Source organism: Pseudonocardia alaniniphila (assembly GCF_022524485.1).
Taxonomy (GTDB): Bacteria; Actinomycetota; Actinomycetes; order Mycobacteriales; family Pseudonocardiaceae; genus Pseudonocardia; species Pseudonocardia alaniniphila.
In genome coordinates, this window is sequence record NZ_JAKXMK010000002.1 from 325,958 (window position 1) to 347,264 (window position 21,307).

Sequence of the window (21,307 nt, forward strand, 5' to 3'; positions counted from 1 at the left end):
CGGAGAATCGACGTACCGGGTCACGCGCTCACGGTGCCGCGCCCTCGCTCACGGTTGCACCCCCGTGGCGGGTGGTTCGGAGGTCGAACAGCGCGTAGCAGGCCACCAGCCCGAGGCACACGGCCGGCACGACGAAGGCCGGTGCGGCGCCCGCGGTGTCCATGATGCGGCCCTGGACCAGCGGGAGAAGTGCCCCGCCGAGGATGGCCATGACCAGGCCTGCCGCACCGAACTTGGTGTCCTTGCCCAGACCCTGCAGGGCGACGCCGTAGATCGTCGGGAACATCAGGGACAACGAGAGCGAGATCGCGACGACGGCGATCAACCCCAGCATGTTCGGTGAGAACACGGCGACGAGGGCGAACAACACGCCGAGCGCACCCATCGCGAAGAGCAGCTTCGTCGGCCGGAAGATGCCGAGCAGATAGGTCATCACGAACCGGGAGACGAGGAACAGGATCAGGCTGGCCTGCAGATACCAGCCCGAGGTCGCCGTACTCACCCCGACGACGTCCTGTGCGTACTGGATCGTGAAAGTCCAGGTGCAGACCTGGGCGCCGACGTTGAGGAACTGCGCGGCCACGCCGTACCGGTAGTGCCGGTTGCGCCAGAGGCGCCCGAGTGCTCCGCTACGGCCCCCCGCGTCCAGTCCGAACGCGGAGTGTTCCTCGGGCACGTTGATTCTGCGGAAGGCGATGAGTACCCAGATCAACAGGAGCACGAAGGCGATGCCGGTGTAGGGCCCCAGCACCAACGACAGATCCCGCTCCTGGACGTCCCTCAGCTGATCGGGCGTCATCGATGTCTTCGCCGATTCCGGAGTGATCTGGGGAAGGATCAGCACCGCACCGAGCAGGACCCCGATGTTCGCACCGACGGGATTGAACGACTGCGCCAGGTTCAGTCGCTGGGTCGCACTCGACTCGGGACCCATGGCGATCACGAACGGGTTCGCCGACGTTTCCAGTATCGAGAGCCCGGAGGCCAGCACGAACAGGGCGAGCAGGAAGAACCCGTAGGTGAGCAGCATGCTCGCCGGAATGAACAGGAGCCCGCCGACCGTCGCGCAGGCCAGGCCGGTGAGCACGCCTGCCTTGTAGCCGAAGCGTTTGTTGATCAGCGCAGCCGGGATGGCGAGCGAGAAGTACGCGCCGTAGTAGGCGAACTGCACCAGCGCCGACTCGAAGTTCGACATCGAGAAGATGTGGCGGAACACGCCGACGAGGACGTCCGTGAGGTTGGCAGCCGACCCCCACGCGGCGAAGCAGAGCACGACCAGGATGAACGGGATGGTGAGGCCCGGGTAGACCAGGCCCGGTTTACGCGCGCCTTCCTCGTGTGGCTGTACGCGGGTGACCGAGCCGCGGTCCATGGGATCACCCCTCCCGGACACTGATCGAACACATATGTGATGTGGGCCACAGGTCGGTTCGAACGCTAGACCGCACCTCTGCGGGATTCCAGAGAAGTGGCCATAAACTACGTTCTGTGATCGGTCGGGTGGGCCGGGTGACGTGATGACCCCAATGGTTCGGTCGGGGAATCCCCCACGTGCCCTGAGCGGCTACTTCTCGTCGAGCAGGCGGAGGTCCGACGGTTCCCGGAGCAGATCCTGCAAAATGATGTTGCCCTCGACGATATAGCGCTGCTGCATGTGCTCGTCCCACGCGGCGCGGGAACGGAACATCTCCACCATCACCCAGGTGTCCGGGTCGTCCTGCGGCTGCGCGAGGTGCATGAAGACGCACCCCGGCTCGGTGAGAGAGTTGCGGCGCATCGACTGCAGCTGAGCCTCCGCCTCCTTCATCCGATCCGATCTCGGTTTGATCGTGACAACGAGGAAGAGTGGGCGGTCGGGTTCGCTCATGTGGGCATTCCTACCGTCTACCGCTGCTTCTTCGCGTTCATTCTCACCCGCTGCGATGAGCGGTACTGTTCCCCGCGTCGGCGTTGTGCCGGAAACCGCTCATCCGCGGAATGGCCACGCCCGGCACTGAGGAGGCGTCATGCACCGTTACCTCGTGGTTGCGAACCAGACGCTCGACAGCGACGACCTCATGGAACTCGCCCGGGAACGGATCGCCGCAGGCCCTGCCGAGTTCTGGCTCGTCGTGCCGGCCACCCCCGTCAAGGACCTCGTATCGAGCGCGATGGCGATCCCGATGCCGGTCATGGGCGGAGTTCCCACGATCTCGGGACCACCGGCCGAGGCGCGCAGGCTGGCGCAGGTCAAGCTCGACGCCGCGGTGAAGAAGCTCACCGCCGCCGGAGCCACGGCGGGTGGCGAGGTGTGCGACCCCGACCCCATGCGCGCGGTCGAGGCGGCCACGGCCGGCCGGGAGTTCGACGAGATCATCGTGTCGACGCTGCCGAAACGCCTCTCCCTCTGGTTGCGCCAGGACCTGCCCGACCGCCTCGTGCACAAGTTCCACCTACCGGTCACGCACGTCGCCGCGAGAGACGTCTGAATCCCGGTCCGCCCGCGCCGCCCTTTCCGTTACCTGTGGGGGATGGCCTACCTGTGGGGGATGGCCGCGAACGGTGAGAAGGGCGTCGCCGTCCCGCCGGACTTCACGCGGTTGCCTCAGAAGCAGGGGTTCGGTGGGAGCCCGGCACCAGCTGCAGGGTCACGCCGAACCGGTTCCACGCGTTGATCGTCGCGATCGCGGTGACGAGCGCGGCGAGCGTCGGCGGGTCGTAGTGCGCGGACGCCTCAGCCCACACCTCGTTGCTCACGCCGTGCTTGCCGAGCTCCGTGGCCTCCTCCGCGAGGGCGAGCGCCGCGCGCTCGGCGGGTGTGAAGAACGGCGCCTCCCGCCAGGTGACGACGGAGAAGAGGCGCTCGTCCGGTTCGCCGAGCGACTTGAGATCGTGACTGTGCATGTCGACGCAGTAGGCGCAGCCGTTCATCTGGCTGACGCGCAGCTTCACCAGGTCCAGCGTGATCTTCGGCAGCGGGCTGGCCGCCAGGTACTTCTCGAGCGCGAACATCGCCTTGTAGGCCTCGGGCGCAAGCTGGCTGACGTCCATGCGCGGTTGCATGTGTGCTCTCCTCTGTCGCTGGTTCTTCCGCATCGATTTGTGTGCAGCACGAGGACGAGATCCCGATCTCGGATGTGACGACCTGGACGCCCGGTCCTCATGTGACGTGAAACGCATTCGGGATGTGTCGGGCGATGTCGATCTCTCCGTGCGTCGATGCGGGTGTCGAGGCCGGATCGGCGGCTAAGCTCGGTCAACTCGTCGGGAAGGAACGACCAGCGTGATGCAGATCGGCGAGGTCGCCGAACGGGTGGGCCTGTCACTGCGGACGATCCGGCACTGGGACGAGGTCGGCCTGGTGGTGCCCTCGAAGCGATCGGCGGGGGGCTTTCGTCTTTATGGCGAGGCCGACATCGACCGTCTGGTCCTGGTGAAGACCCTCCGACCGCTCGACCTCAGCCTGGAGCAGATGCGCGAGCTCCTCGCCACCATCGACGGCCTGGAGGACGACGAAGGCGACGATCCTGAGCGCACAGCCGAGCTGGCAGGGCGGCTCACCGTGTTCCGGGCCGCGGTCGACAGCCGGGTGGAGGCCCTGCGTTCCCAGGTGCAGAGCCTGGAGATGCTCTCGCGGGACCTGCGCCGCCTGGCCGGGGAGCGTCGGCGCCCGGCGCCCGGCTGACCTACCCGGTCAGCATCGACGACATGTCGTTCACGGGCGGCACGCACCAAAAGGGCACGGCCGGGCCTGCGGGATGGCCGACCACATCGCGGCGTCCCGCTCGGTGCGGGAACACTCGCCGCAGGCTGGGCTCGGCCGAGCGTCACGGGGCGTGATCACCGGCACGTCGGTGGAACCCTTGTCGAGTCGTAGTGTCAGGGGCGACACGAGAAGGGTCCGTTGATCGTGGGTCTGCGGTTCGGGATGTTCGTGCCACAAGGGTGGAGCCACGACCTGGCGGGCATCGACCCGGCAGCACACTGGGACGTGATGAAGGGCCTGGCCCGGCATGCCGACGCCGGTCCGTGGGAGTCGATCTGGGTCAACGACCACCTGCACGCGGTCCCCACGCCCCCTCCTGTCGAGACGGGCACGCACGAGGCGTGGAGTCTCGTCGCGGCGCTGGGTGCGGTGACCGAACGCGTGCGGCTGGGCCCGGTGTGCACCTGCATGGGCTTCCGCAATCCTGCCTACCTCGCGAAGGTGGCCGCGACCTGCGACATCGTCTCCGGCGGGCGGGTCGAGATGTGCGTGGGCGCAGGCTGGGACGAAGGGGAGTGGACCGCCTACGGCTACGGCTTCCCGCCGGTCGGTGAGCGGCTCGGCATGCTCGAGGAGGGCACCGAGATCATGCGGCAGGCCTGGACCACGGGCGTCGCGACGCTGCACGGCAAGCACTACCAGGTCCAGGACGCGATCGTGCGTCCGCTGCCGCTGCAGGACGGCGGAATCCCGCTGTGGATCGCGGGCGGCGGCGAGAAGGTCACCCTCAGGATCGCCGCGAAGTACGCCCGATACAGCAACTTCGACGGCTCGCCCGAGGGTTTTGCGCGCAAGTCGGCGGTGCTCGCCGAGCACTGCCGGGACGTCGGCACCGACTTCGACGCGATCGTGCGCTCCTCCGTCTACTACGTGATGGTCGGCACCTCCGAGACCGAGGTCGAGGAGCGGATCGCGGCGCACGAGGCGCGGCTCGTGCCGATCCTCGGAGTCGACGGTGCGCAGGAACTGATCCGGCGGTTCCTGCGCAACGACGGGCTCACCCTGCGGGGGACGCCGGAGCAGGTCGTGGAGCGGCTCGAGGAGATGCAGGCCAGGGGCCTGGCCTACGGGGTTTTCGTGTTCCCCGGCGCGGCGCACGACCGCTCGAGCCTCGAGCTCTTCGAGCGCGAGGTCATCCCGGCGCTGCGCTGATCCCGGCGCCGGGTTGTTCGGACGACCGGCGCGAGTGCGGACCTGTCGGACGGGCGTGCCGCTCGTCCGGGTGGCTGCCCTGCGTGGGCGGTCCGTGCCGCCGCGTAAAGTCGTTGGTCTGATGTCTGGAGCTGTGGTGGAGAAGTCTGCGGGGGAATCGTCACGGGTACCGGGCGAGGCCCGGGTCGAGCTCGAAGCGGGGCGGCGGCGCACGTTCGCCGTGATCAGCCATCCGGACGCGGGCAAGTCCACGCTGACGGAGGCGCTGGCGCTCTACGCCGAGGTGATCGACGAGGCCGGTGCGGTGCACGGCAAGGCGGGCAGGCGCGGCGTCACCTCCGACTGGATGGAGATGGAGCGCAAGCGCGGCATCTCGATCACCTCGGCCGTGCTGCAGTTCGCCTACCACGACTGCGTGATCAACCTGCTCGACACTCCCGGCCACGGCGACTTCTCCGAGGACACCTATCGGGTGCTCGCCGCCGTCGACGCAGCGGTGATGCTGCTCGACGCGGCCAAGGGCCTGGAGCCGCAGACGCTCAAGCTGTTCGACGTCTGCCGCACCCGCGGCATCCCGGTGCTGACGTTCGTCAACAAGTGGGACCGGCCCGGCCGCGAGGCGCTCGAGCTGCTCGACGAGGTGGAGCAGACGATCGGGCTGCGGCCCATGCCGGTCACCTGGCCCGTGGGCGTGGCCGGGGAGCTGCGCGGGCTGGTCGAGGTGGCCACAGGGGAGTTCCGCCGCTACTCGCGCACCGCGGGCGGGGCCACGCGCGCCACCGTGGAGCTGGTGCCGTCCGAGGTGATCGCCGCCGAGGAGCCGCAGTACTGGGCCACCGCCCAGGACGAGCTCGCGCTGCTCGAGGAGATCGGCGCCGGGTTCGACGAGAAGGACTTCCTCGCCGGGCAGGCCACCCCGGTGCTCTTCGGGGCGGCGCTGAACGGCGTGGGTGTCGCCCGGCTGCTCGACGCGCTGGTGGAGCTCGCGCCCGCCCCCGAAGCCCGCGACGACGCCGACGGCAAGCCACGCCCCCTCGACGCGCCGACGTCCGGGCTGGTGTTCAAGGTGCAGGCCGGTATGGACCGCGCCCACCGCGACCGGATGGCGTTCGTGCGGATCTGCTCCGGGCGGTTCGAGCGCGGCATGGTGCTCACCCACGCCGGCACCGGGCGCCCGTTCGCCACGAAGTACGCACAGGCGGTGTTCGGTCAGCAGCGCACCACCGTGGAGGAGGCGTTCCCGGGCGACATCGTCGGGCTGGTCAACGCGGGTGCGTTGCGGCCGGGCGACACGCTCTACGCGGAGTCGCCGGTGCACTTCCCGGCCATCCCGAGCTTCGCGCCGGAGCATTTCGCCGTGGTGCGCGGTGCCGACGCCGGTTCGTTCAAGCAGTTCCGCCGGGGGATCGAGCAGCTCGACAGCGAGGGCGTGATCCAGGTCCTCACCTCCGACCTGCGTGGCGACCAGGCGCCGGTGCTCGCCGCGGTCGGCCCGCTGCAGTTCGAGGTGGTCACCGCCCGGCTCGAGTCCGAGTTCCGGGCGCCCGTCACGCTGGAGCACCTCGGGTACTCGGTCACCCGCCGCACCGACGCCGCAGGCGCCGCGCTGCTCGCCGGGCAGAGCGAGGTGGAGGTGCTCACGCGCCGGGCCGACCACGCCATGCTGGCGGTGTTCAGCAACAAGTGGCGACTCGAGACGATCCGGCGCAAGTTCGAGGGGATCATGCTCGAGGCGTTGCCCGCGGGCTCCACCGCGCACTGACCTACTGCATGAAGTGGCCCGGGCCGTTGATCCGGTAGGCCGTCGGGGCGGGCTCCTTGATCGATGCGTAGTCGACGGTGAAGGCGAAGACCTGTGACGTCGACCGCTTGATGGCCCAGAGCGTCGGCTTCCTGCTGCTGGTGCGGTCCCAGGCGATGGCCTGGCCCTCGACTCCGGGGAGATGGACCGTGGCGATCCACGTGAGGTCCGAGCCCGCGTCGGGCATCTCCATGACGTAGGCCTCGTCCAGGTCGTGGCCGATGATCCAGAGGCGGTTGTCGGGGCCCCAGGAGCCGCCGGAGTTGCTCATCGGCCTGAAGCGGTCGACGATCTCGCGCGGCACCCCCCAGGCCTGCTGGACCTGGAAGTCGTCGTTCATGGTGACGATCTCGGTGTTGTCGGTGTCGCCGTAGGGCTGGGTCTGCCCGTCCGGGACCTCGTCGTAGTTGGCGAAGCCTGCCCACCAGCGTCCGTCGTGGCGGTCCAGCCATGTCAATGAGCCGATGAAACGGCCGAAGCTGTGGGTGCCGACGTGCTTCATGGTTCTGGTGTCGAAGATCTCGATCGAGCTCTCCTCCGGCGCGTTGTCGTAGTCGGAGGTGGCGACGTACAGCCGGTGGCCGACCACGGTGCCGCTGTCCATGTGGATGATCGGACCACCCTCGGGCGATACGAACTGGAGCACGGGCATACCGCTGTTGCGGTCGTACTTCGTGATGATCCGGTTGTCCACCGCATAGAAGTACTTCGCGTCCACCGCCACACCCTGATTGGCATGAAAGGCGTTGAACGTCTTGTTCACGGTGGCGGTCGACGTCGGGGGAACGGCGACCGACGGGGCAGCAGGCGCATTCGCCGCAGGTGGCGGGACGGGTGCCTGCGCCGTCGCGAGTGCCGTATTCCAGACGAGTGCGCCCGCGACCGCTATGGCGGCGCCGGCACCGATGACCGTGTTCCTGCTCTTCATCCCCATCGCTTTCCGACCGCCGCTCGTTGATTCCCGCATCGGGACGACACTGGCGTGCGGAGGACTCCGCGGCGCGAATGCGAGCCGACGCAGCGGTGAATGCCCGTGGTAAGGAATGACATGAGCGGCACGGGAACGAGTTGCCGTGGGAGAGCATCCAGGTGGAAGGATCTGCGTACGGAGCACGCACCGGAGCCGGAGGACGCGGGTGGATCTGCAGCGGTTCAACGCCCTGCCATCGCAGGAGGCCGAGCGGGAGTTGCTCTCCTGCTGCTCGGCGCCGCGGTGGGCGCGAAAGGTGGCGGCGGGCCGCCCGTACGCGTCGCTCGCCGCGCTGCAGGCCGCCGCCCGCAGCGCACTGGACGACGCCGATCTCGACGCCGCGCTGGACGGGCACCCGCGCATCGGTGACCGCGGGGCGAGCGGGGCGTCCCGCTGTGAGCAGAGCGGTGTCGCCGCGGCCGGGGCCGGCGTGCTGTCCGAACTGGAAGAGGGCAACCGGGCCTACGAGCAGCGGTTCGGCCACGTCTACCTGGTGTGCGCCACCGGCCGCAGCGCCGAGGACCTGCTGGCCACCCTGCAGGCGCGGCTCGGCAACGACCCGGCCACGGAACGGGGCGTCGCGCTCGCGGAGCTGGCCGCGATCAACGAGATCCGGCTCGATCGGCTCGTGACGCCGGACCCGCCGGCATGACGCTGTCCACGCACGTGCTCGACGCGGCGCTCGGGCGTCCCGCCACGGGTGTCGGTGTCCGGCTGGAGGCGCTGCCCGGCGGCGAGCTGCTCGCCGACGCGACCACCGACCACGACGGCCGCGTCCGCGAGCTCGCCCTCGACCTGGCAGCGGGCTCCTACCGGATCACGTTCGACACCGGCGGCTACTTCGCCGCCACCGGTCAGCAGGGGTTCTACCCCGAGGTGGCCGTCACGTTCGTCGTCACCGACCCGGGGGAGCACCACCACGTGCCGCTGCTGCTCTCCCCGTTCGCCTACTCGACCTACCGCGGGAGCTGAGACTGATGGGGATCGTGCTCGGAGGCCACCAGTACGGGAAGGCGGAGAACCGCCTCGTCCGGATCCACCGGGAGACCGACCGCCACGAGATCCGCGACGTCACCGTCACGACGACGCTGCGGGGCGACTTCGCCGAGGCGTACCTGCACGGCGACCAGGCCTTGGTCCTGCCGACGGACTCGCAGAAGAACACCGTCTACGCGTTCGCGAAGGAGAAGGGCCTGCGGGAGATCGAGGACTTCGCGCTCGCTCTCGCCCACCACTTCGTCGACTCCGTGGAGCCGGTGCGCGGCGCCCGGATCGCGGTGGACGAGTTCGCCTGGGAGCGGGTGCCGGTGGGCGGGGAGGGCCACGCTCACACATGGGTGCGCCGCGGGCCGGAGATCCGCACGGCCGTTGTCGACGTGGAGGGCGGCCGGGCCGAGGTGGTCTCGGGGCTCCGCGACCTCGTGCTGCTCAAGTCGACCGGCTCGGAGTTCGCCGGGTTCCTCAAGGACGGCTACACCACGCTCCCCGAGACCGACGACCGGATCATGGCCACCGCGCTGGTCGCGCAGTGGCGCCACGCCGACGGCGGCCACGAGGCCATGGACTGGGCGAAGAACTGGGCCGACGTCCGGCGGATCATGCTCGAGCAGTACGCCACGGTGCACTCGCGCGCTCTGCAGCAGACGCTGTGGGAGATGGGCCGGGCCGTGCTCGAGGCCCACCCCGGGATCGCGGAGATCAGCCTGCAGGCGCCGAACAAGCACCACTTCACCGTCGACCTGTCGCCGTTCGGGCTCGAGAACCACAACGAGGTCTTCTACGCGGCCGACCGCCCCTACGGTCTGATCGAGGCGACGGTCACCCGCAGCTGACGGCGCTCACCGTGCCGTCAGCCCGGCGATCAGATCCTCGTCCGTGATCGTCCACGCCGCGGGACCGAGCCGGACGCCGAGCTGCACCACGTCGCCGTCGTAGTGTGCGCGGACCCACGGGAAGATCCTGCGGACGAGGCCGAGCATCGCGACGTTCTCCGGGAGCACGGCGCCGGAGAGGGTGGTGTAGCCGAGGCTCTCGGCCAGCTCGGCGATGGCGGTGACCAGGCGACTGCCGATCCCGCGCCGCTGCCAGGCGTCCGCCACGGCCACGGCGATCTCGACCGACTCCGGCCCGCTGCGGGCCAGGCGCGCGATACCCACCGGGCCCGGTCCGTCCGGTGCCCCGACCACGGCCACGACCGCGGCGCGGCATCGGCCGTCGAGATCGACGAGACCGGCCCGCACGGGGCCGGTGAGCCGGTGGACGGGGGAGTGGAAGCGCAGGTAGCGGCTGCGTGGCGAGAGCTGGGCGAAGACGGCGTCGACGGCGAGCCCGGCGTCCTCCGGGGCCAGCGGGTGCACGTCGAGGGCAGGACACTCCGGGCTGGCACGAACGATCGTACTTTTCGGGGCGGAGTGAGGCATCTGCGGGCTCCAGGGTCTGCTCGAAGCGGGCGAGGTCAGGCGAGGTGAGCGGGCGGAGTCATCGGGCCGCCGCGGCGGCCAGCAGCGCATCGAGGCCTCGGTGGGCTCTCGCGGCGGCGTCGGGGTCGGTCAGGAGTCGGCTGGCGACGTGGAAGGAAAGCATCAGGCCTTCGACGTCCTGGGCGAACTGGCGCGGATCGATGTCGGACCGGAAATGGCCTTCGGCAACGCAGATCGTGGCCATCGTGGCGAGCGTGTCGAACCAGGCGCGCTGGTCATGTACCAGGCGCTCCCGTACGGGTCCCGGCTGATCGTCCAGTTCGAAGGCGGCGGCGGCGAGCGGGCATCCGCCCTCGGTGGAGTCCCAGGCGAGCCAGCGATCGAACAGGGCGCGCACGCGCGGCTCGCCCCGCGGCGCCGTGAGTGCCGGGCGCACCACCTCGGCGGTGAACCGCTCGGTGGCGTGGTCGAGCACGTCAAGCTGCAACGACTCCTTCGAGCCGAAGTGGGCGAACAGGCCGCTCTTGGACATCCCGGTGCGGGTGGCGAGCGACCCGATCGTCAGTCCGGCGAGGCCGACCTGGCGCGCGAGGTGGCCCGCTTCCTCGAGGATGGCCTCTCGCGTCGCGTCGCCCTTGCCCATGGCGTCCGTTTTAGCACGATCGTTCGTGTCTGCCCAGGTTCAGAGGGACCGGAGCGCCAGAAAGACGTCCACGCGGTCCGGAAGCGCACCGAGGTCGCGGCCGGTAAGCTCCTCGACCCGGCTGATCCGGTAGCGAACGGTGTTGACGTGCAGGTGCAGCCGCTCGGCGGTGCGGGTCCAGGAGCCGGAGCAGGCGAGGAACGCCTCGAGCGTGACACGCAGACCGGCACCCGTGCGGGCGTCGTGATCGAGCACCGGGCCGAGCACACGCACGGCGAAGGCGCGGCGCACGTCGTCGGGCACGGCCGCGAGCAGCGCGATGTGCGAGGCGGTCTCCGCGTCGGTGACGATCTGCAGCGCTCCTGCGCGCAGGGCCGCGACGTCGTGGGCATGGCGGGCCACGTGCAGGGCCCCGGTGAGCGCCTCGGTCCGCGAGGACCTGCTGACGCCGACCGCCAGCCGCTCTCCCGAGAGCCCTGGGACCAGCCGCTCCAGTGCCCGCCGCAGCACCGAACCGGCCCGCTCCCCGCCCGGGCCGGGACCGTTGTCGGGCAGCAGCGCGACGGCCGTACCGGCGTGCACCCCGACCATCGGCGGACCGAGGTGCGCTGCGGCATCCACGAGCACCGCGTATGCGATCTCCGCCTGCTCCGGCCGTCCCACGAATCCGGCCACCACCACGACCAGCGGTTCCGCCGGGTCGAGGCCGGCGTGGCGTAGTCGCGCCGACGTCTCCGGCACGTTCGCCGCTCCGGCCGCGATCATCGTGACCGCTTCGTCGGCGATCGCCCGGGCCACCCGCACCCCCTCGCCCCGACGGGCGCGGTCCAGGGCGGCGATCGCGGCCAGCTCGTTCACGACCTCGACCGTGTCGGCGTCCCAGCCGGCCGGATCGCCCTCCACCACCACCAACCAGGACGACAACCGCTCCGCGGCCGGCCCCACGGGAAACACGGTGCAGCGGTCGCGGCGGAGGGTCGCGGGCAGCTGGTCCGCCCGGAGGAAGGTCGACACGAGGCGGTCGATGACGTCGGGACGCAGCGGTCGCGGCCCGGGGACGATCTCGCGCCCGGTCGTGCTGATCACCCGGCACACCGTTCCGGTGGCCTGCGACACCTGTGTGGCCAGCTCGTCGAGGCCCAGCCCCTCGGCCACGGCCGAGAGGAGCCGCCGCTGGCGACCGACGGTGTGCGCCAACCGGGCTCCCCGCGCCGTGGTGAGCTCGGTGATCACCAGCTCGGTGATCGTGGCGAACGACACGTCCTCCGGCACCTCGACGAGCGGCACGTCGTGGCGCCGGCAGGCCTCGACGACGTCGTCGGGCACACCCTGGAACACCGTGGCACCCGCGGCGAGCGCGGCGGCGCCGGAGCGGGCCAGCGTGGCGACGAAACGATCGCTGTCGGACGGCTCGCGACGCCACACCAGGCCGCTCACCACCAGCTCTCCGCCCGACAGGTAACGGCCGGGATCGATCAGGTCGGTGGTGTAGACCCAGCGCAGCGGCCGGTCCAGCGCGGCGTCGTCGCCGTGCAGCAGTCGCAGCCCGAGGCCGTGACGGGCGACGAGATCCCGCAACAGCATTGGAGGAACCTACAACGGGTAGGCAAGCCACCATCGACTATTCATCGACGCGGTGACTTTTCGCGGAAACAACGCGGCGCTGTACTGCTGTCATGGACTTCCTCGCCCCGGCGACCTGGGCCGACGCCCTCTTGGCCAAGGCGGAGCATCCGGACGCGGTGCCTCTCGCCGGTGGCACCGACGTCATGGTCGAGCTGAACTTCGACCACCGCCGACCTCCCGCCCTGCTCGATCTCACGAGGGTGCCGGATCTGCGCGAGTGGTCTCCGGATGCGGACGGGACGATCCGGCTCGGCGCCGGCGTCACCTACGCCCGCGTGATCGACGAGCTCGGCGACGTCCTCCCCGGCCTGGCGATGGCGTCCCGGACGGTCGGGTCACCCCAGATCCGCAACCGGGGCACGGTGGGTGGCAACCTCGGCGCCGCCTCCCCGGCCGGGGACAGCCACCCGCCACTGCTCGCGGCCGACGCTGTGGTCGAGGTGGCCTCGGCCGCGCGCGGCACCCGTCTCGTACCGGTGGCCGAGTTCTACACCGGGGTGAAGCGCAACGCCCTCGCCGCCGACGAGCTCATCGCGGCGGTGCTGGTCCCCTCGGCGTCCGGGCCTCAGCAGTTCTGCAAGATCGGCACCCGCAACGCCATGGTGATCGCCGTGTCCGCGTTCGGGTTCGCGCTCCACCCCGACCGCAAGGCCGTGGGCACCGGCATCGGCTCGGCGGCGCCCACCCCGCGGCGGGCAGGCGAGGCGGCGGCGTTCCTGGCGGGGGAGCTCGAGGCGGCCGGGCTGTGGGAGTCGCGCGGTGAGCTGCCCGAGAGTCTGGCCCGGGAGTTCGGCCACCGCGTGCGCGATGCGGCCGCTCCCATCGACGACGTGCGGGGCAGCGCCGCCTACCGCCTGCACTCGCTCTCGGTGATGGCGCGCCGCGCCGCCACGTGGGCGTGGGACGACTACCGGAGGGCGGCCTGAGATGCGCATCGAGCTGACCGTGAACGGCGCGACCCACGAGGTCGACGACGTGTGGGAGGGCGAGAGCCTGCTCTACGCGCTGCGCGAACGGATGGGGCTCCCCGGCTCGAAGAACGCGTGTGAGCAGGGTGAATGCGGCTCGTGCACCGTGTACCTCGACGGGCTGCCGGTGTGCTCCTGCCTCGTCGCGGCCGGCCAGGCGGTGGGGCGCGAGGTGACCACCGTCGAGGGCCTGTCCGCGCAGGGGGAGCTGCATCGCGTGCAGCAGGCCTTCGTCCAGGCCGGAGCCGTGCAGTGCGGCTTCTGCACGCCCGGGCTGATCGTCACCACCCACGACCTGCTGGAGCGCAACCCGCAGCCGTCCGACCCGGAGATCCGCGAGGCGCTCGCCGGGAACCTCTGCCGCTGCACCGGCTACGAGAAGATCATGGACGCCGTGCGGCTCGCCGCCCGTACCGAGGAGCGGTCGCGATGACGATCACGGGGACGATCACGGGGACGACCACGGGGACGACCACGGTGATCGAGGGCGCCCACGTCGTCACGGTCTCCGGCGCCGAACACGCGGGCGGCCACGTCGTCGTCGAGGGCAACCGGATCACGGCGGTCGGTGCCGGGCCCGCGCCCCGCGCCGAGGGCGCCAGGGTCGTCGACGGCCGGGGCTGCCTGCTCACGCCCGGCTTCGTCAACACCCACAACCACCTCTACCAGTGGGTCACCCGCGGCCTGGCCGTCGACGCGACACTGTTCGAGTGGCTCACCACGCTCTACCCCGTGTGGGCGGGCATCGACGAGCATGCCGTGCACGTCTCCGCGAGCGCGGCGCTGGCGCAGCTCGCGCTCACCGGCTGCACCACCAGCACCGACCACCACTACGTGTTCCCGCGCGAAGGCGGCGACGTCCTCGCCGCGGAGATCCGGGCCGCGCAGGACGTCGGGCTGCGGTTCCACCCGTGCCGCGGTTCGATGGACCTCGGCCGCAGCGACGGCGGCCTACCACCCGATGACGTCGTCGAGGACCGCGACACCGTGCTCGCCGCCTCCGAGGCCGCCATCGACCGTTGGCACGACCCGTCGCCGGGATCGATGGTGCGGGTCGCACTCGCACCGTGCTCGCCGTTCAGCGTCACGGGCGAGCTGATGCGCGAGTCGGCTGAGCTGGCGCGGCGGCGCGGCGTGCTGCTGCACACCCATCTGGCCGAGACCGTGGACGAGGTGGACTTCTGCCGCGAGCGGTTCGGCTGCTCGCCGCTGGAGTACGTCGAGCAGCTCGGGTGGATCGGTGAGGACGTGTGGTTCGCCCACACCGTGCACCTCGACGACGACGGCGTGAAGAAGATCGGTGCGACGGCCACCGGCGTGGCGCACTGCCCGTCGTCGAACGCGCGGCTCGGGGCGGGGATCGCCCCCGTCCGCAGCCTGCGCGAAGCCGGCGCCCGTGTCGCACTCGGTGTCGACGGTGCGGCCAGCAACGAGGCGGGGAGCCTGCTGGAGGAGGTGCGGCACGCGCTGCTGTTCGCCCGCGCCGTGGGTGGCCCGCAGGCGCTCGGTGTCCGCGAGGCCCTGGAGCTGGCCACCCTCGGCGGTGCGGCCGTGGTCGGGCGGAGCGAGGAGATCGGCTCTCTGGACGTCGGGAAGCTCGCCGACCTCGCACTGTGGCGCATCGACGGCCTCGCCCAGGCCGATGTCAACGACCCGGTCGCCGCGCTCGTGCTGGGGACGCCACCGCCGCTGGAACTGCTGCTCGTGAACGGGCGCCCGGTCGTCGAACGCGACCGCGTCCGCACTGTCGACGTGGACGCACTGGCGCGCGAGTGCGTGGCCGTCCATCGCACTCTCCTGGAGAGGGCCGGCCGATGACCACGACCACGACCACTACGACGACGACCGCTACGACCGTCCCGGGTCGTATCGGTGACAGCCCGCTGCGCCCGGACGCGGCACTGAAGGTCACGGGCGAGTTCGCCTACGCGAGCGACCTGTGGCACGACGACATGGTCTGGGGGGTGACGCTGCGCAGCCCGCACCCGCACGCCCGCATCGCCCGGATCGACATCGGAGAGGCGCTCGCGGTGCCCGGCGTGACCGCGGTGCTCACGGCCGACGACGTGCCGGGCAGCAACGCGGTCGGCCTCGAACATCTCGACACACCCGCCCTGGCCACCGGGGTGGTCCGCTACGAAGGCGAGCCGGTGGCGCTCGTCGCGGCCGACCATCCCGAGACCGCGCGGCGGGCGGCCAAGAAGATCGTCGTCGACTACGAGGTGCTGCCGGCGCTCACCGACGCGCGCCGCGCGCTCGACGCCGACGCTCCTCTCGTGCACGAGAGCAGGCGCGACGAGGGCGGCAACCTGGTGCGCCGGGCGCAGATGCGCCGTGGCGACCCGGCCCCGACGGCGCCGGTGGTGGTGGCGCTCGACTTCGAGGTCGGCATGCAGGACCAGGCCTTCCTCGGTCCCGAGTCCGGGCTCGCCGTCCCGGACGACGAGGGTGGTGTCGACCTCTACGTCGCCACCCAGTGGCTGCACGTCGACCAGAAGCAGGTCTGCCGTGTGCTCGGGCTGCCGCCGGAGAAGGCGCGCCTGCACCTGGCCGGGGTCGGTGGCGCCTTCGGCGGGCGCGAGGACCTCTCGATGCACGTCCACGCCTGCCTGCTCGCCCTGCACACCGGCAAGCCGGTGAAGATGAGCTACTCCCGCGAGGAGTCGTTCTTCGGGCACGTGCACCGGCACCCGGCGTGGATGCGCTACGAGTTCGGTGCCGAGCCGGACGGGAGCCTCCTCTACGCGAAGGCCGACATCCTCTTCGACGGCGGCGCCTACGCCTCCTCCACCAGCGCGGTGGTCGGCAACGGCGCCTCGATGGGGCTGGGTCCGTACCGGATCCCGAGCATCAGCGTCGACTGCACCGGGGTCTACACCAACAACCCGCCCTGCGGCGCGATGCGCGGTTTCGGGTGCGTCCAGGCGGCGTTCGCGCACGAGGCCCTGATGGACTCACTCGCCGACGCCGTGGGCGTCGACCGGGTGGAGATCCGCGCCCGCAACGGCATGCGGGAAGGCGACCGGAACATCACCGGGCAGCTGATCGACTCGGCGGCGCCCGTCGAGGAGCTCATCCGCATCGTCGCCGGCATGCCGCTGCCCGCCGAGCACCCCGACGGCGAGTTCGACATCAGGAACCTGCCCGGGGGCGTCTCGAACACCACCCACGGCGAGGGTGTGGTGCGCGGGATCGGCTACGCCGTCACCTACAAGAACGTCGGGTTCTCCGAGGGCTTCGACGACTACGCGACGGCCCGGGTGCGGCTGCAGATCACCGGCGGCGAGCCCGTGGCGACGGTGCACACCGCCGCGGCCGAGGTGGGGCAGGGCCTGATCACCATCGAGCAGCAGATCTGCCGCACGGAGCTGGGAGTCGACCGGGTGGTGCTGCACCCCGCCGACACGTCGGTGGGCTCCGCCGGGTCCACGTCGGCGTCCCGGCAGACCTACATGACCGGCGGGGCGGTCAAGGCCGCGTGCGAGGCCGTCCGCGCGGCCGTGCTGCACCGGGCCGCGGCCCTGCTCGGGCGCTCCCCGGTGGAGCTGCGGCTGGACGGCGACAAGATCGTCGACACGACCGGCGAGGTGGGTGCCGCCCTGGCTGAGGTCCTCGGTGACGACGTCGTGGAGGAGACCGTCGAGTTCCGGCACCGGCCCACGGTGCCCTTCGATCCGGAGACCGGTGCGGGCAACGCCCACGTGCAGTACGCCTTCTCGGCTCACCGCGCGGTCGTCGAAGTCGATGTGGAGCTGGGCCTGGTGAAGGTCGTCGCGCTGGACACCGCGCAGGACGTCGGCAAGGCGATCAACCCGGACGCCGTGGTCGGCCAGATCCAGGGCGGTAGCGCGCAGGGGATGGGGCTCGCTCTGATGGAGGAGGTGGTCGTCACCGACGGGAAGGTGCGCAACCCGTCGTTCACCGACTACCTCATCCCGACGATCCTCGACATGCCGCCGATGCGTATCGAGGTCCTGGAGTACGCCGACCCGCACGCGCCCTACGGTGTGCGTGGCGTCGGTGAGGCCCCGACGATCTCCAGCGGTCCGGCCGTCGCGGCCGCGATCAGAGCGGCGACGGGGAAGGCTCTGCTGCGCGTTCCCGTGCGGCCCGAGCACATCACCGGCACCTGACGAGCACGACGAAGGAGCGCAGGATGCCCTTGATGTTCCTCAACGGCACCGCCATGTCCGGCGGCGCCGACCACCATCTCGTCGGCGACGCGCCGCTGGTCACCCGCACCACCACAGCTCCGCGGTACCGCTTCCACGCCGTCGGCGGGCGCTATCCGGCGCTCGAGGACGTCGGGCACGGGGGAGCGGCGGTGCACGGCGAGGTCTACGACATGTCCTACGAGCAGCTGCGCGAGGTGCTGCTGCCCGGGGAGCCCGACGGGCTGGAGCTCGGCGTGATCGAACTGGCCGACGGCACCGGTTCGCTGGCGATGATCCTGCGCCGCGAATACGCGCAGCTGCCGCCGTTGACGGACATCTCCGCGCAGGCGAGCTGGCGGGCCTACCAGGAGCGCGTGTGATCGTTCTGCGCGCACAGCGCGCCGTCGTCGACGGTGCCGAACGTCCCGCCGCGGTGCTCGTGGACGGCGAGCGGATCGAGGCCGTGCTGCCGTACGACACGCCGATCGACGGCCGGTCCGATGTCGGCGAGGTGGTGCTCGCCGACGACGAGGTGCTCCTGCCCGGGCTCGTCGACACGCACGTGCACGTCAACGAGCCCGGCCGCACCGAGTGGGAGGGCTTCGCCTCGGCCACCCGCGCCGCGGCGGCCGGCGGCGTCACGACGATCGTGGACATGCCGCTCAACGCGCTGCCGCCCACCGTCGACGTGGCCGCCCTGGAGGTCAAGCGCAAGGCGGCCGCCGGGCAGTGCACCGTCGACGTCGGGTTCTGGGGCGGTGCCGTTCCGGGGAATGCCGGGGAGCTGCGTGCCCTGCACGACGCGGGCGTGTTCGGCGTCAAGTGTTTCCTGCTCGACAGCGGGGTCGCGGAGTTCCCGCCGCTGGTGGGGGAGGACCTCGCGGCGGCTCTGCATGCGGTCGCCGCGTTCGACGGGCTGATGATCGTGCACGCCGAGGACGGCACGCTCGTCCGGGAGGCGAGCGGACGGCGATACCTCGACTTCGTGGCGTCCCGGCCGCGCGCCGCCGAGGACAGCGCCATCGCCGCGCTGCTGGCGCTGGCCCGCGAGACCGGCGCCCGGGTGCACGTGGTGCACCTGTCCTCGGCCGATGCGCTGCCGCAGCTCGCCGCCGCCCGCGCCGACGGCGTCCGCGTCACCGTGGAGACCTGCCCGCACTACCTCGCGCTCACTGCCGAGGAGGTGCCCGACGGCGACACCCGCTTCAAGTGCTGCCCGCCGGTGCGGGAGGCCGACAACCGCGACGCGCTGTGGCGCGGCCTGGCCGATGGGGTCATCGACATGGTCGTGAGCGACCATTCGCCCTGCACCGCCGACCTGAAGCAGCTGGATCGGGGCGACTTCGGCGCTGCGTGGGGCGGGATCGCGTCGCTGCAGCTCGGGCTCCCGGTGGTGTGGGCGCAGGCGCGCGAGCGGGGGCACTGCCTCGCGGACGTCGTCCGGTGGATGGCGGAACGGCCGGCGGCGCTGGTCGGGCTCGAACGCAAGGGCCGGATCGCGGCGGGCGCCGACGCGGACCTGACGATCGTCGCGCCCGACGCGACGTTCACGGTGGGGAAGCTGCACCACCGCAACCCGATCACCCCGTACGCCGGGCGGGAGTTGCACGGCGTGGTGCGCAGCACGTGGCTACGCGGCGAGCAGGTGGACGTCGGCGGCGTGCCGCGTGGGCGCCTGCTGTCGCGGGAGGGCGAGTGAATCGATGACACAGTGCTGCGGAACTCATGGGCCGAACGCGGTGAGGACGAGCGATGACTGATTTCCGGCAGCTGCCCGACCTCGCTCTGCGGACGCTCGGCGGCGGCGTCGTCTGGGCCAACGACGAGGCCTTCGCCGCTCGCGAGAACCTGATCACACCGGGACCGGCGACATACGAGCCCGCCACGTTCGGGCACAAGGGCCAGGTCTATGACGGCTGGGAGACCCGCCGTCGCCGCGAGCCGGGCCACGACGAGGCGATCGTCCGGCTCGGCGCCCCGGGGATCGTCCGCGGTGTCGTGGTCGACACCGCGTGGTTCACCGGCAACTACCCGCCGGAGGTGGCGGTCGACGGGCTCGCCGCCACGGGGCACCCGACGGTCGACGGCCTGCTGGCCGACCCGGGCTGGGAGCCGCTGCTGCCCCGCTCGGCCGTCAAGGGCGACACCGAGAACGTGTTCGCGGTGACAAGCGATCGGCGCGTCACGCACGTGCGCCTGCGGATCTTCCCGGACGGCGGGGTGGCGCGGCTGCGGGTGCACGGCGAGGCGCTGCCCGACCCACGGCTGCTCGATGCGCTCGGCACCGTCGACCTGGCCGCGATCGAGAACGGCGGCCGGGTGGTGGGCTGCTCGAACCTCTTCTACAGCTCTCCGAACAACCTGCTCGTCCCCGGCCCGCCCCGCTCCATGGGCGAGGGCTGGGAGACCTCCCGCCGCCGCGACGACGGCAACGACTGGGTGGAGGTGGCCCTCGCGGGCGAGTCGGTGATCGCGGTGGCGGAGATCGACACGAGCTACTTCCTGCACAACGCGCCAGGCTGGGCCACGTTGCGCGGCCGGCGGGGAGACGGCGAGTGGTTCGACCTCGTGCCACGCACGGCGCTGCAGCCCGACACCCGCCACCGCTTCGTGCTCGGGCCGCCGCCGGAAGAGTCCGGGCAGCCCCGGCCCGTCACGCACGTCCGGCTCGACATCTTCCCCGACGGCGGCGCCGCCCGGCTGCGCATGCACGGGCGGCTGACCACGCAGGGCCAGGAGGCCCTCGACCACCGCTGGCAGGCCGCGACCCCCCAGGCGTGATCCACACCCGAGGCGGCCCCACCGCCGGACGCGCTGCGCGTTCGTCCGATTGGTCCGGCTGGAGGGGGCTCTCGTTCGGCGAGCGTGGCGGGGTGGCGTTTCTGACTTCCTTCGGCGCCGGCTCGCGGTGTGACCCCGTGCACCGCAAGGATCAGCCCCATGGCCCGCTATACCGTCAACTGCTCGATCCTGTTCACCGAGTTGCCGCTCCTCGAACGGCCGGCGGCTGCCCGGGCCGCCGGGTTCGACGCCGTCGAGTTCTGGTGGCCCTTCCCCACGGCCACGCCCGAGGACGCGGAGGTGGAGCGGTTCGTCCGTGCTGTCGAGGATGCCGGTGTGCGGCTGACCGGGCTCAACTTCGCGGCGGGGGACATGCCGGCGGGTGACCGGGGGCTCGTGTCGTGTCCCGGGCGGGAGGCGGAGTTCCGGGCGAGCGTCGACATCGCGGTGGGCATCGGCGGACGCCTGGGCACCGGCGTGTTCAACGCCCTCTACGGCAACCGCATCGCAGGCACCGACCCCATGAAGCAGGACGACGTGGCGGTGGAGAACCTCGCCTACGCCACCGGCCAGGTCGAGGGCGCCGTTGTGGTCGAGCCGGTCAGCGGCGTCGACCGCTATCCCCTGCGCACGGCCGCCGACGCGATCGCGGTGGCCGATCGCGTCGCATCGCCGAACCTGAAGCTGCTGGCCGACCTCTACCACCTCACCGTGAACGGCGATGACGTCGCCGCGGCGATCGAGCGGTACGCCGGCCGGATCGGTCACGTGCAGATCGCCGACGCGCCCGGCCGGCACGAGCCCGGAACCGGCGAGATCCCCTTCGACCAGCACCTCGCGGCACTCGACCGCGCCGGGTACACCGGGTGGATCGGCCTGGAGTACCAGCCGTCCACCACGAGCGACCGCGCATTCGACTGGCTGCCGTCCGCGCAGCGCGGCGCCACGACCCAGGAGAACACATGAGCGAGCGTGCGAGCGAATCATCGGCGATGAGTGAGCGTGCGAGCGCATCACCGAGACAACGCCTCCGTGCAGCGGGGGCGC

22 protein-coding genes are annotated in these 21,307 nt (G+C 71.2%); 15 read left to right on the top strand and 7 right to left on the bottom strand.

Annotation, left to right across the window (positions count from 1 at the left end; all coding sequences use genetic code 11):
* Window positions 1-28: 28 nt before the first annotated feature.
* Together fucP and MMF94_RS02605 are read right to left on the bottom strand one after the other, a co-directional pair.
* Window positions 29-1,372, bottom strand: coding sequence for an L-fucose:H+ symporter permease (fucP, locus tag MMF94_RS02600; protein ID WP_241034413.1), 1,344 nt, complete (start codon window positions 1,370-1,372; stop codon window positions 29-31).
* Window positions 1,373-1,564: 192 nt separating this feature from the next.
* Window positions 1,565-1,867 (bottom strand): putative quinol monooxygenase, encoded by a 303-nt coding sequence (locus MMF94_RS02605; protein WP_241034414.1) that lies wholly within the window; start codon window positions 1,865-1,867, stop codon window positions 1,565-1,567.
* 139 nt (window positions 1,868-2,006) lie between these two features.
* On the opposite strand from MMF94_RS02605, the gene MMF94_RS02610 reads away from it, so the two are divergent.
* The gene (locus MMF94_RS02610) at window positions 2,007-2,468 is read left to right on the top strand and encodes a hypothetical protein (protein ID WP_241034415.1); all 462 of its coding nucleotides are present in this window, start codon (window positions 2,007-2,009) and stop codon (window positions 2,466-2,468) included.
* A gap of 103 nt (window positions 2,469-2,571) precedes the next feature.
* Here the strand turns inward: MMF94_RS02610 and MMF94_RS02615 are convergent, their stop codons facing one another.
* Complete coding sequence (locus MMF94_RS02615; RefSeq protein WP_241034416.1) at window positions 2,572-3,042, bottom strand: carboxymuconolactone decarboxylase family protein; 471 nt, start codon at window positions 3,040-3,042, stop codon at window positions 2,572-2,574.
* A gap of 223 nt (window positions 3,043-3,265) precedes the next feature.
* Here MMF94_RS02615 and MMF94_RS02620 point away from each other — a divergent pair, with 223 nt between their 5' ends.
* From MMF94_RS02620 to MMF94_RS02630, 3 genes are all read left to right on the top strand, one after another.
* Window positions 3,266-3,664 carry a MerR family transcriptional regulator gene (locus MMF94_RS02620; protein ID WP_241034646.1) on the top strand — a complete coding sequence of 133 codons (399 nt, stop codon included), beginning with the start codon at window positions 3,266-3,268 and terminating at the stop codon, window positions 3,662-3,664.
* 231 nt (window positions 3,665-3,895) lie between these two features.
* On the top strand, window positions 3,896-4,897 hold the full coding sequence (locus tag MMF94_RS02625) for a TIGR03560 family F420-dependent LLM class oxidoreductase (RefSeq protein ID WP_241034647.1): 1,002 nt from the start codon (window positions 3,896-3,898) through the stop codon (window positions 4,895-4,897).
* Between the two features lie 121 nt (window positions 4,898-5,018).
* Window positions 5,019-6,659 carry a peptide chain release factor 3 gene (locus MMF94_RS02630; protein ID WP_241034417.1) on the top strand — a complete coding sequence of 547 codons (1,641 nt, stop codon included), beginning with the start codon at window positions 5,019-5,021 and terminating at the stop codon, window positions 6,657-6,659.
* Between the two features lies 1 nt (window position 6,660).
* Here MMF94_RS02630 and MMF94_RS02635 read toward each other — a convergent pair whose 3' ends face one another.
* The gene (locus tag MMF94_RS02635) at window positions 6,661-7,626 is read right to left on the bottom strand and encodes a hypothetical protein (protein ID WP_241034418.1); all 966 of its coding nucleotides are present in this window, start codon (window positions 7,624-7,626) and stop codon (window positions 6,661-6,663) included.
* Between the two features lie 208 nt (window positions 7,627-7,834).
* Between MMF94_RS02635 and uraD the strand changes: the two genes are divergently transcribed.
* Genes uraD through pucL form a run of 3 tightly spaced genes read left to right on the top strand, consistent with a single transcriptional unit; the run spans window position 7,835 to window position 9,500 of the window.
* Window positions 7,835-8,320 (top strand): 2-oxo-4-hydroxy-4-carboxy-5-ureidoimidazoline decarboxylase, encoded by a 486-nt coding sequence (uraD, locus tag MMF94_RS02640; RefSeq protein WP_241034419.1) that lies wholly within the window; start codon window positions 7,835-7,837, stop codon window positions 8,318-8,320.
* Entirely contained in the window at window positions 8,317-8,640 is a 324-nt protein-coding gene (gene uraH / locus MMF94_RS02645) for a hydroxyisourate hydrolase (protein WP_241034420.1), read from the top strand. Before uraD ends, uraH begins: the two co-directional genes overlap by 4 nt.
* A gap of 5 nt (window positions 8,641-8,645) precedes the next feature.
* Complete coding sequence (gene pucL, locus MMF94_RS02650) at window positions 8,646-9,500, top strand: factor-independent urate hydroxylase (RefSeq protein WP_241034421.1); 855 nt, start codon at window positions 8,646-8,648, stop codon at window positions 9,498-9,500.
* Window positions 9,501-9,506: 6 nt separating this feature from the next.
* Here pucL and MMF94_RS02655 read toward each other — a convergent pair whose 3' ends face one another.
* The 3 genes from MMF94_RS02655 to MMF94_RS02665 form a co-directional block, all read right to left on the bottom strand.
* Window positions 9,507-10,025, bottom strand: a complete 519-nt coding sequence (locus MMF94_RS02655) for a GNAT family N-acetyltransferase (RefSeq protein ID WP_241034422.1) — start codon at window positions 10,023-10,025, stop codon at window positions 9,507-9,509.
* Window positions 10,026-10,146: 121 nt separating this feature from the next.
* Window positions 10,147-10,731 carry a TetR/AcrR family transcriptional regulator gene (locus tag MMF94_RS02660; protein ID WP_241034423.1) on the bottom strand — a complete coding sequence of 195 codons (585 nt, stop codon included), beginning with the start codon at window positions 10,729-10,731 and terminating at the stop codon, window positions 10,147-10,149.
* 39 nt (window positions 10,732-10,770) lie between these two features.
* Window positions 10,771-12,315, bottom strand: coding sequence for a PucR family transcriptional regulator (locus tag MMF94_RS02665; RefSeq protein WP_241034424.1), 1,545 nt, complete (start codon window positions 12,313-12,315; stop codon window positions 10,771-10,773).
* A 92-nt stretch (window positions 12,316-12,407) separates the two neighbouring features.
* On the opposite strand from MMF94_RS02665, the gene MMF94_RS02670 reads away from it, so the two are divergent.
* The 8 genes from MMF94_RS02670 (at window position 12,408) to MMF94_RS02705 (ending at window position 21,226) form a co-directional block, all read left to right on the top strand.
* Complete coding sequence (locus MMF94_RS02670) at window positions 12,408-13,283, top strand: FAD binding domain-containing protein (RefSeq protein WP_241034425.1); 876 nt, start codon at window positions 12,408-12,410, stop codon at window positions 13,281-13,283.
* 1 nt (window position 13,284) lies between these two features.
* On the top strand, window positions 13,285-13,758 hold the full coding sequence (locus MMF94_RS02675) for a (2Fe-2S)-binding protein (RefSeq protein WP_241034426.1): 474 nt from the start codon (window positions 13,285-13,287) through the stop codon (window positions 13,756-13,758).
* Window positions 13,755-15,143 carry an 8-oxoguanine deaminase gene (locus MMF94_RS02680; protein ID WP_241034427.1) on the top strand — a complete coding sequence of 463 codons (1,389 nt, stop codon included), beginning with the start codon at window positions 13,755-13,757 and terminating at the stop codon, window positions 15,141-15,143. Before MMF94_RS02675 ends, MMF94_RS02680 begins: the two co-directional genes overlap by 4 nt.
* A complete protein-coding gene (pucD, locus tag MMF94_RS02685) occupies window positions 15,140-17,458 on the top strand; it encodes a xanthine dehydrogenase subunit D (RefSeq protein WP_241034428.1) in 2,319 nt (772 codons plus the stop codon). The genes MMF94_RS02680 and pucD overlap by 4 nt, the downstream gene beginning before the upstream one ends.
* A 23-nt stretch (window positions 17,459-17,481) precedes the next feature.
* The gene (locus tag MMF94_RS02690) at window positions 17,482-17,859 is read left to right on the top strand and encodes an allophanate hydrolase-related protein (RefSeq protein WP_241034429.1); all 378 of its coding nucleotides are present in this window, start codon (window positions 17,482-17,484) and stop codon (window positions 17,857-17,859) included.
* Window positions 17,856-19,178 (top strand): allantoinase AllB, encoded by a 1,323-nt coding sequence (allB, locus tag MMF94_RS02695; RefSeq protein ID WP_241034430.1) that lies wholly within the window; start codon window positions 17,856-17,858, stop codon window positions 19,176-19,178. Before MMF94_RS02690 ends, allB begins: the two co-directional genes overlap by 4 nt.
* A 53-nt stretch (window positions 19,179-19,231) precedes the next feature.
* A complete protein-coding gene (gene alc, locus MMF94_RS02700) occupies window positions 19,232-20,260 on the top strand; it encodes an allantoicase (protein WP_241034431.1) in 1,029 nt (342 codons plus the stop codon).
* Window positions 20,261-20,419: 159 nt separating this feature from the next.
* Window positions 20,420-21,226: a hydroxypyruvate isomerase family protein gene (locus MMF94_RS02705; RefSeq protein WP_241034432.1), complete on the top strand. Its 807-nt coding sequence runs from the start codon at window positions 20,420-20,422 to the stop codon at window positions 21,224-21,226.
* The last annotated feature ends 81 nt before the right edge of the window (window positions 21,227-21,307 follow it).

Coding starts and splice junctions, on each gene's coding strand:
- MMF94_RS02690 (WP_241034429.1), top strand. CDS start 17,482: ATGCCCTTGATGTTCCTCAACGGCACCGCCATGTCCGGCGGCGCCGAC.
- MMF94_RS02615 (WP_241034416.1), bottom strand. CDS start 3,042: ATGCAACCGCGCATGGACGTCAGCCAGCTTGCGCCCGAGGCCTACAAG.
- fucP (WP_241034413.1), bottom strand. CDS start 1,372: ATGGACCGCGGCTCGGTCACCCGCGTACAGCCACACGAGGAAGGCGCG.
- alc (WP_241034431.1), top strand. CDS start 19,232: ATGACTGATTTCCGGCAGCTGCCCGACCTCGCTCTGCGGACGCTCGGC.
- pucD (WP_241034428.1), top strand. CDS start 15,140: ATGACCACGACCACGACCACTACGACGACGACCGCTACGACCGTCCCG.
- MMF94_RS02680 (WP_241034427.1), top strand. CDS start 13,755: ATGACGATCACGGGGACGATCACGGGGACGACCACGGGGACGACCACG.
- MMF94_RS02635 (WP_241034418.1), bottom strand. CDS start 7,626: ATGAAGAGCAGGAACACGGTCATCGGTGCCGGCGCCGCCATAGCGGTC.
- MMF94_RS02630 (WP_241034417.1), top strand. CDS start 5,019: ATGTCTGGAGCTGTGGTGGAGAAGTCTGCGGGGGAATCGTCACGGGTA.
- MMF94_RS02675 (WP_241034426.1), top strand. CDS start 13,285: ATGCGCATCGAGCTGACCGTGAACGGCGCGACCCACGAGGTCGACGAC.
- uraH (WP_241034420.1), top strand. CDS start 8,317: ATGACGCTGTCCACGCACGTGCTCGACGCGGCGCTCGGGCGTCCCGCC.
- MMF94_RS02605 (WP_241034414.1), bottom strand. CDS start 1,867: ATGAGCGAACCCGACCGCCCACTCTTCCTCGTTGTCACGATCAAACCG.
- pucL (WP_241034421.1), top strand. CDS start 8,646: ATGGGGATCGTGCTCGGAGGCCACCAGTACGGGAAGGCGGAGAACCGC.
- MMF94_RS02670 (WP_241034425.1), top strand. CDS start 12,408: ATGGACTTCCTCGCCCCGGCGACCTGGGCCGACGCCCTCTTGGCCAAG.
- MMF94_RS02660 (WP_241034423.1), bottom strand. CDS start 10,731: ATGGGCAAGGGCGACGCGACGCGAGAGGCCATCCTCGAGGAAGCGGGC.
- MMF94_RS02665 (WP_241034424.1), bottom strand. CDS start 12,315: ATGCTGTTGCGGGATCTCGTCGCCCGTCACGGCCTCGGGCTGCGACTG.
- MMF94_RS02705 (WP_241034432.1), top strand. CDS start 20,420: ATGGCCCGCTATACCGTCAACTGCTCGATCCTGTTCACCGAGTTGCCG.
- MMF94_RS02610 (WP_241034415.1), top strand. CDS start 2,007: ATGCACCGTTACCTCGTGGTTGCGAACCAGACGCTCGACAGCGACGAC.
- MMF94_RS02620 (WP_241034646.1), top strand. CDS start 3,266: ATGCAGATCGGCGAGGTCGCCGAACGGGTGGGCCTGTCACTGCGGACG.